At 76.1% G+C, this 12418-nt stretch carries 13 protein-coding genes; 7 read left to right on the top strand and 6 right to left on the bottom strand.

Annotation, left to right across the window (positions count from 1 at the left end; all coding sequences use genetic code 11):
• Positions 1-130: 130 nt before the first annotated feature.
• Both QQS41_RS10700 and QQS41_RS10695 read right to left on the bottom strand, forming a co-directional pair.
• Positions 131-1117 (bottom strand): LytR C-terminal domain-containing protein, encoded by a 987-nt coding sequence (locus QQS41_RS10700; protein WP_448852711.1) that lies wholly within the window; start codon positions 1115-1117, stop codon positions 131-133.
• A gap of 93 nt (positions 1118-1210) precedes the next feature.
• Positions 1211-1591 carry a DUF3263 domain-containing protein gene (locus tag QQS41_RS10695; protein WP_448852710.1) on the bottom strand — a complete coding sequence of 127 codons (381 nt, stop codon included), beginning with the start codon at positions 1589-1591 and terminating at the stop codon, positions 1211-1213.
• A 54-nt stretch (positions 1592-1645) separates the two neighbouring features.
• On the opposite strand from QQS41_RS10695, the gene QQS41_RS10690 reads away from it, so the two are divergent.
• Both QQS41_RS10690 and QQS41_RS10685 read left to right on the top strand, forming a co-directional pair.
• The gene (locus QQS41_RS10690; RefSeq protein ID WP_448852709.1) at positions 1646-2257 is read left to right on the top strand and encodes a peptide deformylase; all 612 of its coding nucleotides are present in this window, start codon (positions 1646-1648) and stop codon (positions 2255-2257) included.
• Positions 2239-3345 carry an N-acetylglutamate synthase, CG3035 family gene (locus QQS41_RS10685; protein ID WP_448852708.1) on the top strand — a complete coding sequence of 369 codons (1107 nt, stop codon included), beginning with the start codon at positions 2239-2241 and terminating at the stop codon, positions 3343-3345. Before QQS41_RS10690 ends, QQS41_RS10685 begins: the two co-directional genes overlap by 19 nt.
• On the opposite strand, the gene QQS41_RS10680 is transcribed toward QQS41_RS10685, so the two are convergent.
• Positions 3342-4043 (bottom strand): RDD family protein, encoded by a 702-nt coding sequence (locus QQS41_RS10680; protein ID WP_448852707.1) that lies wholly within the window; start codon positions 4041-4043, stop codon positions 3342-3344. The genes QQS41_RS10685 and QQS41_RS10680 overlap by 4 nt on opposite strands.
• Positions 4044-4457: 414 nt before the next feature.
• Between QQS41_RS10680 and QQS41_RS10675 the strand changes: the two genes are divergently transcribed.
• Both QQS41_RS10675 and QQS41_RS10670 read left to right on the top strand, forming a co-directional pair.
• The gene (locus tag QQS41_RS10675) at positions 4458-5255 is read left to right on the top strand and encodes an exodeoxyribonuclease III (protein WP_448852706.1); all 798 of its coding nucleotides are present in this window, start codon (positions 4458-4460) and stop codon (positions 5253-5255) included.
• A gap of 359 nt (positions 5256-5614) precedes the next feature.
• Positions 5615-6157, top strand: a complete 543-nt coding sequence (locus QQS41_RS10670; protein WP_448852705.1) for a MarR family winged helix-turn-helix transcriptional regulator — start codon at positions 5615-5617, stop codon at positions 6155-6157.
• 91 nt (positions 6158-6248) lie between these two features.
• Here QQS41_RS10670 and QQS41_RS10665 read toward each other — a convergent pair whose 3' ends face one another.
• On the bottom strand, positions 6249-7088 hold the full coding sequence (locus QQS41_RS10665; protein ID WP_448852704.1) for a hypothetical protein: 840 nt from the start codon (positions 7086-7088) through the stop codon (positions 6249-6251).
• Positions 7085-8044, bottom strand: a complete 960-nt coding sequence (locus QQS41_RS10660) for an ABC transporter ATP-binding protein (protein ID WP_448852703.1) — start codon at positions 8042-8044, stop codon at positions 7085-7087. The genes QQS41_RS10665 and QQS41_RS10660 overlap by 4 nt, the downstream gene beginning before the upstream one ends.
• 234 nt (positions 8045-8278) lie before the next feature.
• Here QQS41_RS10660 and QQS41_RS10655 point away from each other — a divergent pair, with 234 nt between their 5' ends.
• Complete coding sequence (locus QQS41_RS10655; protein ID WP_448852702.1) at positions 8279-8602, top strand: hypothetical protein; 324 nt, start codon at positions 8279-8281, stop codon at positions 8600-8602.
• A 163-nt stretch (positions 8603-8765) separates the two neighbouring features.
• Here the strand turns inward: QQS41_RS10655 and QQS41_RS10650 are convergent, their stop codons facing one another.
• The gene (locus QQS41_RS10650; protein ID WP_448852701.1) at positions 8766-9266 is read right to left on the bottom strand and encodes an NUDIX domain-containing protein; all 501 of its coding nucleotides are present in this window, start codon (positions 9264-9266) and stop codon (positions 8766-8768) included.
• Positions 9267-9385: 119 nt separating this feature from the next.
• Here QQS41_RS10650 and QQS41_RS10645 point away from each other — a divergent pair, with 119 nt between their 5' ends.
• Complete coding sequence (locus tag QQS41_RS10645; RefSeq protein ID WP_448852700.1) at positions 9386-11122, top strand: hypothetical protein; 1737 nt, start codon at positions 9386-9388, stop codon at positions 11120-11122.
• Positions 11122-12351, top strand: a complete 1230-nt coding sequence (locus tag QQS41_RS10640) for a transporter substrate-binding domain-containing protein (protein ID WP_448852699.1) — start codon at positions 11122-11124, stop codon at positions 12349-12351. Before QQS41_RS10645 ends, QQS41_RS10640 begins: the two co-directional genes overlap by 1 nt.
• Positions 12352-12418: the final 67 nt, after the last annotated feature.

Here is a 12418-nt window from a genome sequence, read left to right as displayed (position 1 = left end):
GCGGGCCGTTCGGCCCCTCGTGCGGATCAGAGGATACCGCCGCCGCGGCGGCGCCGATCCCCGGGATCGCGGAGGGCCCCGGACCGCCCGGTCGGGGCGGCCGCGGGGCCCTGCGGGGCCGGGGTCCGGCCTAGCCGGTGACGACGACGATGACGCCGCCCGGCTCGCCCGCCACGCGGTCGTCGCGCGGGGCCGTCACCCAGCCGTTGGCCTGGGCGATCTCGTTGGCGGCGGCCTCCTCGGCCGCGTTGCCCGGGGTGAAGAACACGGTGGTGCGGTCGACGACGCCGGTGTTGGACGGCAGGTTGCCGGAGCCGGCGACCTGCCAGCCCTCGCCCTGCAGGGCGCCGGCGGTGGACTCCGCCTGGCCGGCGATGGTGCCGTTGTTGCGGACGTGGACCTGGACGGTCGCGCGCGGGTCGCCGGCGGCGTTCGGGTCGGCCGGGGCCGGCGCCGGGGCGTTCGGGTCCGCAGGCGCGTTCGGGTCGGCCGGCGCGTTCGGGTCCGCCGGGGCCGGAGCCGGGGCGTTGGGGTCGGCCGGGGCGTTCGGATCCGCGGGGGCGTTCGGGTCGGCCGGCGCGTTCGGGTCGGCCGGGGCCTGCCCCTCGCCGCCGGGCACCTGGCCGGCGGTGACGGAGGTGCCCCCGGTGGAGGCGCCGTCGCCGTCGTCGTGGCTGACCAGGGCGTAGACGCCCCAGGCCAGCAGCAGGACGCCGATGAAGATGAGGATCATGGCGAGGCCGCGCAGCGGCAGGCCGCCGCCGCGCTTGCCCTCCTCGTCGTCCTCGACGGCGACGTCGGCGTCGTCGGCCTCGTCCCAGGCGCCGGCGGAGCCGGCGGCGTAGACGGGCTCGCCGTCGTAGTCGGAGTCCTCGCGGACGGCGCCGCGCGCGTGGTCGCCGCGCGGCACGTCGCGCGGGGCGGCGCCGGCCGCGGCGGCGGGGCGCAGCTCCTCGTCGTAGTGCGGCACCGCGCGGCCGTCCTGGTCGACGACCGGCAGGGAGCCGGTGGCGGCGGCGTCGGGGGCGTCCGCGTCGATGGAGTCGAAGTAGTCGTAGTCCTCGATGCGGTGGCGGCCGCTGTCGCCGCCCGTGGGCGTGTCATTCCGATCGGTCACGGGCCCATCGTAACGGCTGACCGTTCGTGGCGTGAATCAACGGGTGGGGCTGATGTGAAAATTGTGCTTTGCGACGGGGCCCGCCGCGGCGGGTCACCCCTCCCCGGCGCCGTCCCGGATGCGCTGCAGCCGGTGGACGGTGACCGGGTCGTGGGCCTCCGCCCCCGGCGACGAGATGAGCCGGTTGAGCAGCTGGTGGTAGCGCACCGGCGACATGCCGAACTCCGCCCGCACCGCCTCCTCGCGGGCGCCGGCGCCGTACGCCCGGTCCCGCCTGGCGAGGATCCGCCCGGCCTCGAACCGCAGCATCCGCCACCCCAGCTCCGGGTCGACGCCCCCGGTGTCGCCGGCGATGGTCCCGGCGCCGCCGGCGATGGCCTCCGCCTCCGCTCCGCCGCGGACGGACCCCGCCTCCGGTCCGCCGGGGCCGCCGGCGCGGGTTCCGTCGTCGCGCTCCCCTTCGCTCACGCTCATGCCGCCATCCAACCAGGCCCCGGGGGCGCCGCCGGGCGCGGGTAGCCTGGGGCCATGGCCATCCTCCCGATCGTCGTCGCCGGCGACCCCGTGCTCCACACCCCGACCGAGCCGGTCACCGAGCCCGTCTCCGAGCTCGCCGACCTCATCCGAGACATGTACGAGACGATGGACGCCGCCCACGGCGTCGGCCTCGCCGCCAACCAGGTCGGCGTCGGCAAGCGCCTCTTCGTCTACGACTGCCCCGACGCCGACGGCGTCGACCGCCGCGGCTGCGTCATCAACCCCGTGCTCACCACCACGGAGATCCCGGAGACGATGCCCGCCGACGACGGCTCCGAGGACGAGGGCTGCCTCTCCGTCCCCGGCTACAGCTTCCCCACCAACCGCGCCGTCGAGGCCACCGTCACCGGCGTCGACGAGCACGGCGACCCCGTCACCGTCCACGGCACCGGGCTGCTCGCCCGCTGCCTGCAGCACGAGGTCGGGCACCTCGACGGGTTCCTGTACACCGACGTCCTCACCGGCCGGTGGAAGCGCCGCGCCCGCAAGGAGATCAAGCGCAACGGGTGGACGACCGCCGGCACCACCTGGACCCCCGGCGTCGACCGCGACCCCTTCGGCCACGACGACGTCGACGACGACGAGTGGACCGACGCCCGATGAGCGGCGCCGGCACCGGCGCCCCCGGCACGGGCCCGGCCGAGTACCCGGCCCCCGGCCCCGGCGGCGTGCCCGTCTCTCGCTGGAGCGGCGACGTCCGCGTCGGCACCCGCGTCGTCGTCCGCCGCGCCCTCGACGACGGCGAGGCCGCGGCGACCGGCCAGAAGGTCACCGACCTCATCGGCCACGTCGAGTCCCTCGACCCGCTCGTCGTCCGGCCCCAGGGACGCGGCGGCGCCCGCGGCGACGGCGAGCCCGTCGACTTCGGCGCCCATGAGGTGCTGGTGGTGAAGGCCCTGCCGGAGCGGATGGTCCGCAACTCCGACATCCGCGCCGTCGAGGCCGCCACCGCCCGGGCGTTCCCCGGCATCGAGCACCGCATGGCCGGGCCCTGGCTGCTGCGCGCCGGCGACGGCATCACCGAGCGCTCCAACTCCGCGCTGCCGCTGGGCCCCGCCGCGTCGTCGACGCCGGTGCCGCTGGAGGAGATCCGCGCGTTCTCCGAACGCCACGGGCTGCCCGTGCGCATCGCCGTGCCCGACCGCATCTGCCGTCCCGCCGAGGCGCTGGTCCGCGGCCCGGGCTGGGAGCTCGGCCCCGAGATCGTCGTCATGACCCGCGACTGCCATGACCTGCCGGAGCCCACGGCGCCGGAGGGGCTGGAGGGCATCGTCGCCGAGGTGCTCGACCGTCCCGACGAGGAATGGCTGTCGCTCTACCACTTCCGCGGCCGCGCCCTGCCCCGCCGGGCGCTGGAGCTGCTGGTCGACGACATCGACGGGCGCATGGCCTTCGGCCGCCTCGTCCTCGACGGCCGCACCGTCGCCATCACCCGCGGCACGCTCACCGAATCCGACGACGGGCGCCTCTGGCTGGGCTTCTCCGCCGTCGAGGTCGCCCCGGACCTGCGGCGCCGGGGGCTGGGCACCCTGATGGGCCTGCACATGATGCACTGGGGCGCCGCCCACGGCGCCGACGGCATCTACCTGCAGGTCGTCGACGGCAACGAGGCCGGCAAGGCGCTGTACCGCACGCTCGGCTTCGCCGAGCACCACCGGCACCGCTACGCCACGCGGGCGGACGGGGCCTAGCGCTCCCCGCGGCCGCGCCGGTTCGCGCGGTTACGCCGGCGCTCGAGCTTCTCGCGGCGGCGGGCGTTCTTCTCCGACTCCCTGAGCTCGCGGCGGTGGCGGCGCCCCTCCGCGACGCGCATCGACGCGCCCTCCTGGACGCGGGTGCCGACCATGCGGTCGTGGCCGCCGCGGCCCAGCGGGTCGGAGCCGGCGCCGATGGCGAAGACGATCATCAGCACGCCCGAGACCGCCCACCCCGCGAAGGGGACGATGGACGGCAGGAGCCACAGGTTGCGGCGCAGCCCGTCGGAGGCGCTGACCGGCAGGCCGTTCGGGCCCGTCATCGACAGGCCCAGCGCCCGCTTGCCCGGCGAGCCCTCGAAGATGGCGTCGCCCGCGGCGCGGTAGCCGTAGAAGCCGAGCGGCGCGCCGAAGGTCGCCAGCAGGACCGCCGCGAGCTCCAGGGCGTCGGTCTCCGCGCCCGGGTTCGCGCCGAAGACGAGGGCGACGGCCACCAGCAGCGTCACCAGGACGCCGTAGATGAGGGCGTCGAGGCCCAGCGCCAGGAAGCGCTTCGACAGCGGGGCGTTCGGCACCTCCGGGTCGTAGCCCTCCAGCTCCGCGGCGCGGGCGGTGCGCTCCGTGATCCGCGGGTCGCGGGGCAGGGGGATGTACTCCGGCTCGGCGCCGGACGGGCCGGGGCCGAAGCCGGTCAACGGGTCGGGATGGTGCGCCGGGGCGGTACGGGGCGCCGGGCCCGCGCCCGGAACGGGGCCGGGCACGGGGCCGGGACGCGGCCCCGGCATGTGCGGCGGGTAGCCGAGCGGCCCCGGGGCCGGCCGCCCCGCCGTGCCCGCCGGGCCGGCCGATCCGCCCGCGTACGGGTCCTCGACCTGCGCCGGGATGCGCCGGGCCGTGGGGCCGCGGCCGGCGGCGCCGAATCCATCCGGCCACGCCGCGGCGGCCCCGTCCGGGGTGCGCTCCGCGGTGCGGCGATGGCGTCCGGATCGGGGTTCGTCGGGCTGGCGGGTCGGGTCTTCGGTCGGCGTCACATCATCGTCAACGCGCGGGACCGCCGCGATGTTCCGCCGCGCCGCTGTGACGCCGCTCGCCCCGGGTAGCCTGGCGGCATGCGCCTCGCCACGTGGAACGTCAACTCCGCCCGCCCCCGCATCGACCGGATCGTCGACGAGCTGGAGCGGCAGTCCATCGACGTGCTGGCGATGCAGGAGACGAAGTGCCGCGACGACCAGTTCCCCGCGGACGCGCTGCGGGAGGCCGGCTACGAGCTGGCGCACCACGGCCTGGGGCAGTGGAACGGCGTGGCCATCGCCTCGCGCATCGGGCTGGACGACGTGCAGGTGGGCTTTAGCGGGCAGCCGGGCTTCCACAAGGACGAGGCCGAGGAGCAGGCACTGGAGGCCCGGCACATCGCCGCGACGTGCGGCGGGGTGCGCGTCCACAGCCTGTACGTGCCCAACGGCCGGGCGCTGGAGGACCGCCACTACGGCTACAAGCTCGACTTCCTCGCCGCGCTCGCCGACGGCTGCCGCGCCGCCCTCGACGCGGATCCGTCGCTGAAGGCCGCGCTGACGGGCGACTTCAACATCGCGCCGCGCGACGAGGACGTGTGGGACATCGGCTTCTTCGAGGGGAAGACCCACGTGTCGGGCCCGGAGCGCGACGCGTTCGCCGCCCTGGAGGACGCCGGCTTCGCCGACGTCACCCGCCGGTTCACCGAGGGCCAGTGGACGTACTGGGACTACCAGGCGGGCCGGTTCGACCGGGGCCAGGGCATGCGCATCGACTTCCAGCTGGCCTCCCCCGCCCTGGCCGAGACGGCGGCGGGGGCGTTCATCGACGTCGACGAGCGCGTCGGCAAGGGCGCCTCCGACCACGCCCCCGTCATCGTCGACTACGACGTCTAGCGCCCGCGCCCGCCGCAGCGCGCGCCGCGCCGCCGGCCCCGCCGGGGATCGGGGTCGGCGGCGGATCGGGGCGTCGTCACGCGAACGCGCGCAACCCGCGCGCAACCCGCAGGGCACGGCGGCGTCACCCGCGCGCCCACCCGGGGCAACCCCACCCCCGGGCGTTTCCGCCACGTGAGCAGGGATTTTCGGGAACGGGCCATCATATTTATTAAAAAAACACGGCTTTCGTCGAGAAACGTATATCATCTGGCGGCGACGCCGATGAACGGGGCTCCGCACCGCGGGACGCGCCGGCACCGGACACGAACACGACGCCGCCGCGAGGCGGCACCGACCGACGAGACCAGGAGCCAGCCATGACGAACGCCTCCGCCGACCACCCCACGGACTCCCGCGGCCGCCGCCTCATCAGCCCCGGCGACCCCGCCACCCAGGGCGACGTCCGCGCGATCGCGTCCGGCCTCTACGACTTCCTGGCGTCGACCCGCCGCCTCGGCGACCGGCCCAGCCAGCACGCCGACATCTCCCAGTCGGAGATGGAGGTCCTCCACTTCGTCAGCCGCCACCCCGCGTGCGGCGTCTCCGACATCGCCCGCCTGCGCTTCCTGCGCCCGTCGAACGTGTCCGCCACCGTGCGCCGCCTGCTCGACGCGGACATGCTCATCCGCGAGCACAACACGCAGGACCGCCGCGCGCAGGACCTCTACGTCTCCGACAAGGGCCGCGAGATCCTCGACCAGATGAACGAGCACTGGGGCGGCATCATCACCCAGGTCATCAGCGAGATGAAGGACGAGGACGTCATCACCCTCATCAAGGCGATGCCGTCGCTGAAGGCGCTCGCCGACCAGTCCGAGACGTTCGTCGAGGACATCCGCCGCCGCAACAAGGATCTGTAGGAGCGGCTTCCGCCGCGGGGCGTGACGACGGGCCCCTCCCCGGCGCGGGCCACGGCCCGGCGGCGCCCCGGGTGCCCGGGCGTCCGGGCGGCTACTCGCCCGTCGACGCCGGCCGGCGCGCGTACGCCAGCGCGCCGGCCGCCAGCACCGCGACGGCCACGACGGCGAACCACGCCATCCCCGACCACGGCGCCGGCCACGGCAGCAGCGTCTTGTCCAGCACCCCGCCGGACAGGTGGTCGACGTAGCGGAACGCCCCGGAGAACGGCATCCACGGGCCGACCGCGTCGCCGATGCGCGGCAGCGCCGGGGCTAGCGGCTCCAGCACGAACCGCCACAGCAGCACCACGGTCACGGCCAGCGCCGGGGACCGCAGCACCAGGCCCACGCCGACGCACAGCACCGCGCACAGGAACGCCAGCAGCGGGAACGCCCAGTACAGGTTCCCCGCGCCCGGCGCGAACGGGCCGACGTTGCCCGACACGGCGCCCGGCAGCAGCAGCTTCACCGCCACCAGGCACGCCAGCAGCGTCACCAGCGCCGTCGCCGCCGCCCACAGGCCGCAGACGACGGCCTTCGCCGCGACGACGATCCACCGGCGCGGCGTCGCCAGCGTCGTCGGGGCGACGGTGCCGGTGGAGTACTCCACCGTCGACGTCAGCGCCGACTGGATCATGAGGATGAACAGGCCGAGCTGCAGCAGGCCCATCGTGGCGACCTGCATGCCCGGCACGATGTCCGCCACCAGCGGGCCGACGTCGGAGCCCGGCGCGGTGCCCCGGATGTTGCCGTACATGATGCGGATGCCCCACGCCCCCATGCCGGCGACGATGAGGGACAGCAGCACGGCGAGGACCGTCGAGATCCACGTCGACGAGACGGTGGCCATCTTGCGCCACTCGGCGCGGCAGGCGCGGACGAACGCGCTCATCGGGGTCCCCCTTCCGCGGGCGCGGCGCCCGCCCGGTATTCGACGTCGCCCCCGGTCATGGCGACGAAGGCGTCCTCCAGCGAGCCGCGGCGCTCGGTGAGCTCCGCCAGCGGCAGGCCGTGGTCGTAGGCGACGGCGCCGACCTCGTCGGTGGTGACGCCGGTGAGCTCCAGGGTCTCGCGGCCGCGGTCGTCGCGGGCGCGGCGGCGGGTGACGCCGTGGGCGGCGCCGAGGCCCGCCTCGTCGAGCGCCGGCTCCAGCAGGTGCAGGTGGGCGCAGCGGACGATGACCGCCGCCGGCTCCACGGACTCCGTGAACTCCCGCACCGTCGTGTCCGCGACCAGGCGGCCCCGGCCGATGATGAGCAGCCGGTCGGCGGTCTGCGCCATCTCCGCCAGCAGGTGGGAGGACACGAGGACCGTGCGGCCCTCCGCGGCCAGCCCGCGCAGCAGGTGGCGCACCCAGCGGATGCCCTCCGGGTCGAGGCCGTTGACCGGCTCGTCGAGGATGAGGTGCTCCGGGTCGCCGAGCAGCGCCTGCGCCAGGCCCAGCCGCTGGGACATGCCCAGGGAGAATCCGCCGGCGGCGCGGTGCGCGACGTCGGAGAGGCCCACCAGCTGCAGCACCTCGTCGACCCGCGCGCCGTCGACGCCGGTGGCGTCCGCGATCCACCGCAGGTGGTTGCGGGCGCTGCGGCGCGGGTGCACGCCGCCGGCGTCGAGCAGCGCGCCGACCCGGGTCATCGGCCGGTCGAGGTCGCGGTACGGGGAGCCGTCGATGAGGGCGCGGCCCTCCGTCGGGCGCTCGAGGCCGACGATCATGCGCATCGTCGTCGACTTGCCCGCGCCGTTCGGGCCGAGGAAGCCCGTCACGGCGCCGGGCCGCACCGTGAATTCGACGTTGTCGACGGCCGTGACCGCGCCGTAGCGCTTCGTCAGGCCCTCCACCTGGATCATCGGGCGGCTCCCTTCCGGGGTTCTCCGGGATGCTCGGTCGGCGTCCGGCGGCGTGCCCGCCGGGCCGGGCGCCACCCTACCGCCCGGGCCGCGGGCCCGCGGCCGCGCGGGGCCCGCGGCCGCGCGGGTCCCGTCGCCAAGCCCCTCCCCGCATCGCGCGACGGCATCGCGCGACGCCGACGCCCCGTCATCGTTTCCGCCTCCCGCGGTGCTCCCCCGGGTATCGTCGCGGTCATGGACATGACGCTGAAGAACGCGAAGGACGTCAACACCGGCCCGCTGGTGGCCGTCGGCCTCATCGGCGGGTGGCTCACCGCCCGCGAGACGGGCATCCGCCCGATCGGCGGCGCCGTGCTCGGCGCCGTCGGCGCCTGGTGCGCCCGCACCTGGTTCACCCGCGACGGCGCCGCCGCCGGCACCGCCCTGACCGCCGCGTACGTCGGCGCGTTCGGCCTGTCGCACCCGCTGGCGAAGAAGTGGGGCTCCTGGCCGGCCGTCCTGGCCGTCACCGCGGCCGCCGCCGCGCCGGCGTTCGTCGCCGACGCGAAGAACTCCTAGGACCCGAACCCGGGGCGGCGCCGCCCGGCGCCCCGGGACCGCCCGGGGCACCGGCCCCGCCGCGCCGTCCGGTCATCCGCACCGCCCCGGCGGGCCGCGTCGCCCGCCGGGGCTTCGTCATGCCCGGGGCCGTCCGCGCCCCGCGCCACCGCGCCCTCGGCCCCTACGCCTCCGCGAGGATCCCCTCGAGCCGGCGGCGCACCGCGGGCCAGCTGTCGCGGAAGGCGGGCAGCAGGTCGAGGCGCTCGACCTCGTCGAGCGGCACCCAACTCAGTTCGAGGGACTCGGCGTTGGCCTCGGTCTCCAGCGCCCCGTCGGCCAGCGCGAAGACGGTGGTGTACGTCCAGCCGCCGGCGAGCTCGGGGCGCTCGGGGTCGGCGGGGTAGGGCCCGGCGGTGACCTCGGCGGCGACGACGCGGACCTGGTCGGCGGTCAGCCCGGTCTCCTCCTCCGCCTCGCGGAGGGCGGCTTCGGCGGGCGTCTCGTGGGAGTCGCGCGCCCCGCCGGGGACGCCCCAGGTCAGGGGCATCGACGTCCATTCGGCGCGGTGCTGCATGAGCACGCGCCCGTCGGGCGCGGCCACCAGCAGGCCGGCGGCGCCGTGGCGCCCCCAGCACCTGATGCCCGCGGGTCCCGCGGCCCAGCCGTTGCCGTCGTGAAGCATGGCCCAACCCTACGCGAGGCCCGGTGGGCGCCCGGGGGGACGGGGGCCCGGGACCTTCCGCGGCCGCGCAAACCGCCTACGATTGTGGCGACGACCACGTACGGCCCCGGAGGTGAGCGATGCCGAAGTCCGGCAGGGGCGGGGGTTCCCGAGGCCCGCGCCGCTCGCGCTTCACGACGCGCCGCGTCCAGGGCGGCGATCGCCTGCCGGAGGGGCAGCCGGATTCCGCTGGTCGCAGGCGTGACGACGCGCCCCGCGGCGGCGCCGCCCCGAACGGCGGCGGCTCCCCCGGCACCGGAGCCGCGCCGCGGCCCGTCGCCCCGGATCCGGCGGCGGAGCCGGAGCCGTCGCGCGTCGCGATGTCGCACCGGCTGGGCGACGATTCGCGGGCGACGGCGGCGCACATGGTGGCGCACGCCCGCAGCACGCGCGCCGCGGGGGACGCCGGCGGCGCGCACGGGGCGTCGCCGCTGCTGGGGCCGGCGCAGTCGACCGACGAGCGCGTCGACGACCTGGACCTCGGGGAGACGAGCGCCCGCGGGCGCCTGACGGAGCGGCTCGGCCCGGCGCTGGACTACGCCCGCAAGGTGGCGTCGTTCCTGTTCACCTCGCCGGGCCGGCTGACGGCGGTGGCCGTCGTCCTCGTCGTGGCGATCCTGGCGGCGGGCCTGTCGATGTCGCAGACGACGGCGGACCGGCAGCAGCGGCTGGCGGAGCTGTCGGCGACGGCGGAGCCGCTGTCGCATGCGGCGCAGAACCTGTACTCGTCGCTGTCCATCGCGGACGCGACGGCGAACACCGCGTTCTCCCGCGGCATCCTCAACGCGGGCGATGACCTGCGGGGCGAGTACGACGACGCCATCGCGCGGGCCTCGCTGGCGGGGACGCGCGCGGCGACGGGCATCACGGACGTCGACAGCGCGGAGATGCGCGACATCGCCGAGGTGCAGCGGATGCTGCCCATCTACACGGGCCTCATCGAGTCGGCGCGGACGCATTCGCGCCTGGGCAACCCGGTGGGGTCGACGTACCTGGCGGAGGCCTCCGATCTGATGAGCGGCAGCATCCTGCCGCACGCTGCGGGCCTCTACTACGACACCAGCGACATGGTGGCGGAGGAGCGGGCGCGGCTGACGCGGCTGCCGTGGGTGCCGCTGTCGGGCCTGGCGGCGGCGATCCTGCTGCTGGTGCTGGCGCAGTGGATGCTCGCGCGGCGGACGGGCCGGCTGGTCAACAACGGGCTGGCGCTGGCGACGCTGCTGACGGTGGTGGCGTTCGTCGCGGTGGGCGCCGTGACGCTGGTGTCGTGGCGCGGGCCGGACGCCTACGGCGGGGCGCGGTCGCCGGTGCAGCTGCTGACGCAGGCGCGCATCACGGCGCAGCAGACCCGCGCGGCGGAGACGCTGGATCTGGTGCACCGCCGGCCGGGCGGGGACGACGCCTTCGCGGGGTCGACGGCCGAGGTGCGGGATCTGCTGGCGGACGCGTCGGAGATCACGGCGCAGGACGGCGACGACGACGGGGACCGGGTGCTGGCGGACGCGAACCGGGCGCTGGTGCAGTGGCAACGGTCGCACGCGATGATGCAGCGCCACATCGACGAGGGGAACTACGAGCTGGCGGTGGACGTGGCGACGGGGCCGCCGAACCAGCAGGTGTCGTCGGTGCGGGAGTTCGATCGGCTGGATTCGTCGCTGCAGTCGTCGATCGATTCGGCGCGCCATGATCTCCGGGTGCGGCTGGAGGACGCGCGGGCGGCGTCGCAGATCCTCGCCGGCTTCGTGACGTTCCTGACCATCCTCGCCGCGATCTGCGTGGCCCTCGGCTTCCGCCACCCGCTGATGGAGTACCTGTGATGCACCGCCACGACCGCTCCCCCGCCCCGCGCCCCGGCGCCCGCGCCGCCGGCCGCGGGCTTTGCGACGGTGCCCGCCGCGGCGTGCGCCCCGGCCGCCGGGCGCGCGCGCTGCTCGCCGCGCTGTCGGCGTCGGCGGCGCTGGGCGCGGCGGCGTGCGGCCCGGCGGGGATCATCGCCGACGATCCGTTCGCGGCGCAGATCGAGGACGCGAAGGGCACCCGCCCGCTGCCTCCGGGCAGCCGGTACGAGGAGGCGGCGTCGCGCGGCCCGCTGGCCCGGGGCCTGTCGACGGACTACGCGACGCCGCCGCCGGAGCCGGGCACGGCGGAGGACCGGGTGCCGGACATCGTGGAGCGCGGCCGCATCATCATCGGCGTGGAGCAGTCGATGAACCTGCTGAGCTACCGCGACGCGGCGACCGGCGACTTCTCCGGCTTCGAGGTGGACCTGGCGCGGGAGATCGCGCGCGACATCTTCGGGGATCCGGATGCGGTGGACTTCCGGCTGATCGAGCCGTCGGGGCCGGTGGCGGCGCTGGCGGACGGGTCGGTCGACGCGGTGCTGCGGGCGACGAGCGTGACGCCGGCGCGGCTGGGCCGGGCGGACTTCTCCGCGCCGTACCTGACGGCGCGGACGGGCATGCTGTCGGTGCGCGGCTCGGGCATCGACGAGTTCGGGGACCTGGAGGGCAAGCGGGTCTGCGTGACGGCGCTGTCGCCGCTGGAGGAGCTGATGCGGGCGGAGTCGCCGCAGTCGACGCTGCTGCTGTCGGCGGCGTGGGGCGACTGCCTGGTGTCGCTGCAGCAGTACCAGGCGGAGGCGATCGTCTCGGACGACACGATCCTGGCGGGCATCGCGGCGCAGGAGCCCGGCGCGGTCATCAACCCCGTCGGGGCGGAGGACGACCAGTACGCCGTCGCCGTGCAGCGCGGCGACGTGGGACTTGCCCGGCAGGTGAACGCGACGCTGGAGCGCATCGGCCGCGACGGGACGTGGAACCGGCTGTTCGACAAGTGGTTCGGCGGGTACCTGGCGCCGCGGCCGATGCCGACGCCGGTGTACGCGGAGCCGGAGGGCGACGGGGCCGGCGACGGCGCCGCCGCGGACGACGCCGCCGGGGACTCCCGGGACGCCTCCGGCGGCGCCGGCGAGCGCCCGTCCGGGGCGCCGGGCCGCGGCGACGAGGACGAGGCCGGCTCCGCCGGGCAGGAGGAGGGTGCGCGATGAGCGACCGCGATTCCCGGCGCGACGCGGCCGAGGAGCAGCCGCCCCACGAGATGCGTGACGACGTGCC

It is taken from the genome of Corynebacterium sp. 335C (genome assembly GCF_053525695.1).
This window is presented reverse-complemented; position numbering and strand designations above follow the sequence as displayed.

Excerpts from the sequence above, each read along its gene's own strand:
- QQS41_RS10650 (WP_448852701.1), bottom strand. The coding sequence starts at position 9,266 with ATGCTTCACGACGGCAACGGCTGGGCCGCGGGACCCGCGGGCATCAGG.
- QQS41_RS10665 (WP_448852704.1), bottom strand. The coding sequence starts at position 7,088 with ATGAGCGCGTTCGTCCGCGCCTGCCGCGCCGAGTGGCGCAAGATGGCC.
- QQS41_RS10695 (WP_448852710.1), bottom strand. The coding sequence starts at position 1,591 with ATGAGCGTGAGCGAAGGGGAGCGCGACGACGGAACCCGCGCCGGCGGC.
- QQS41_RS10690 (WP_448852709.1), top strand. The coding sequence starts at position 1,646 with ATGGCCATCCTCCCGATCGTCGTCGCCGGCGACCCCGTGCTCCACACC.
- QQS41_RS10670 (WP_448852705.1), top strand. The coding sequence starts at position 5,615 with ATGACGAACGCCTCCGCCGACCACCCCACGGACTCCCGCGGCCGCCGC.
- QQS41_RS10675 (WP_448852706.1), top strand. The coding sequence starts at position 4,458 with ATGCGCCTCGCCACGTGGAACGTCAACTCCGCCCGCCCCCGCATCGAC.
- QQS41_RS10640 (WP_448852699.1), top strand. The coding sequence starts at position 11,122 with ATGCACCGCCACGACCGCTCCCCCGCCCCGCGCCCCGGCGCCCGCGCC.
- QQS41_RS10645 (WP_448852700.1), top strand. The coding sequence starts at position 9,386 with ATGCCGAAGTCCGGCAGGGGCGGGGGTTCCCGAGGCCCGCGCCGCTCG.
- QQS41_RS10655 (WP_448852702.1), top strand. The coding sequence starts at position 8,279 with ATGGACATGACGCTGAAGAACGCGAAGGACGTCAACACCGGCCCGCTG.
- QQS41_RS10660 (WP_448852703.1), bottom strand. The coding sequence starts at position 8,044 with ATGATCCAGGTGGAGGGCCTGACGAAGCGCTACGGCGCGGTCACGGCC.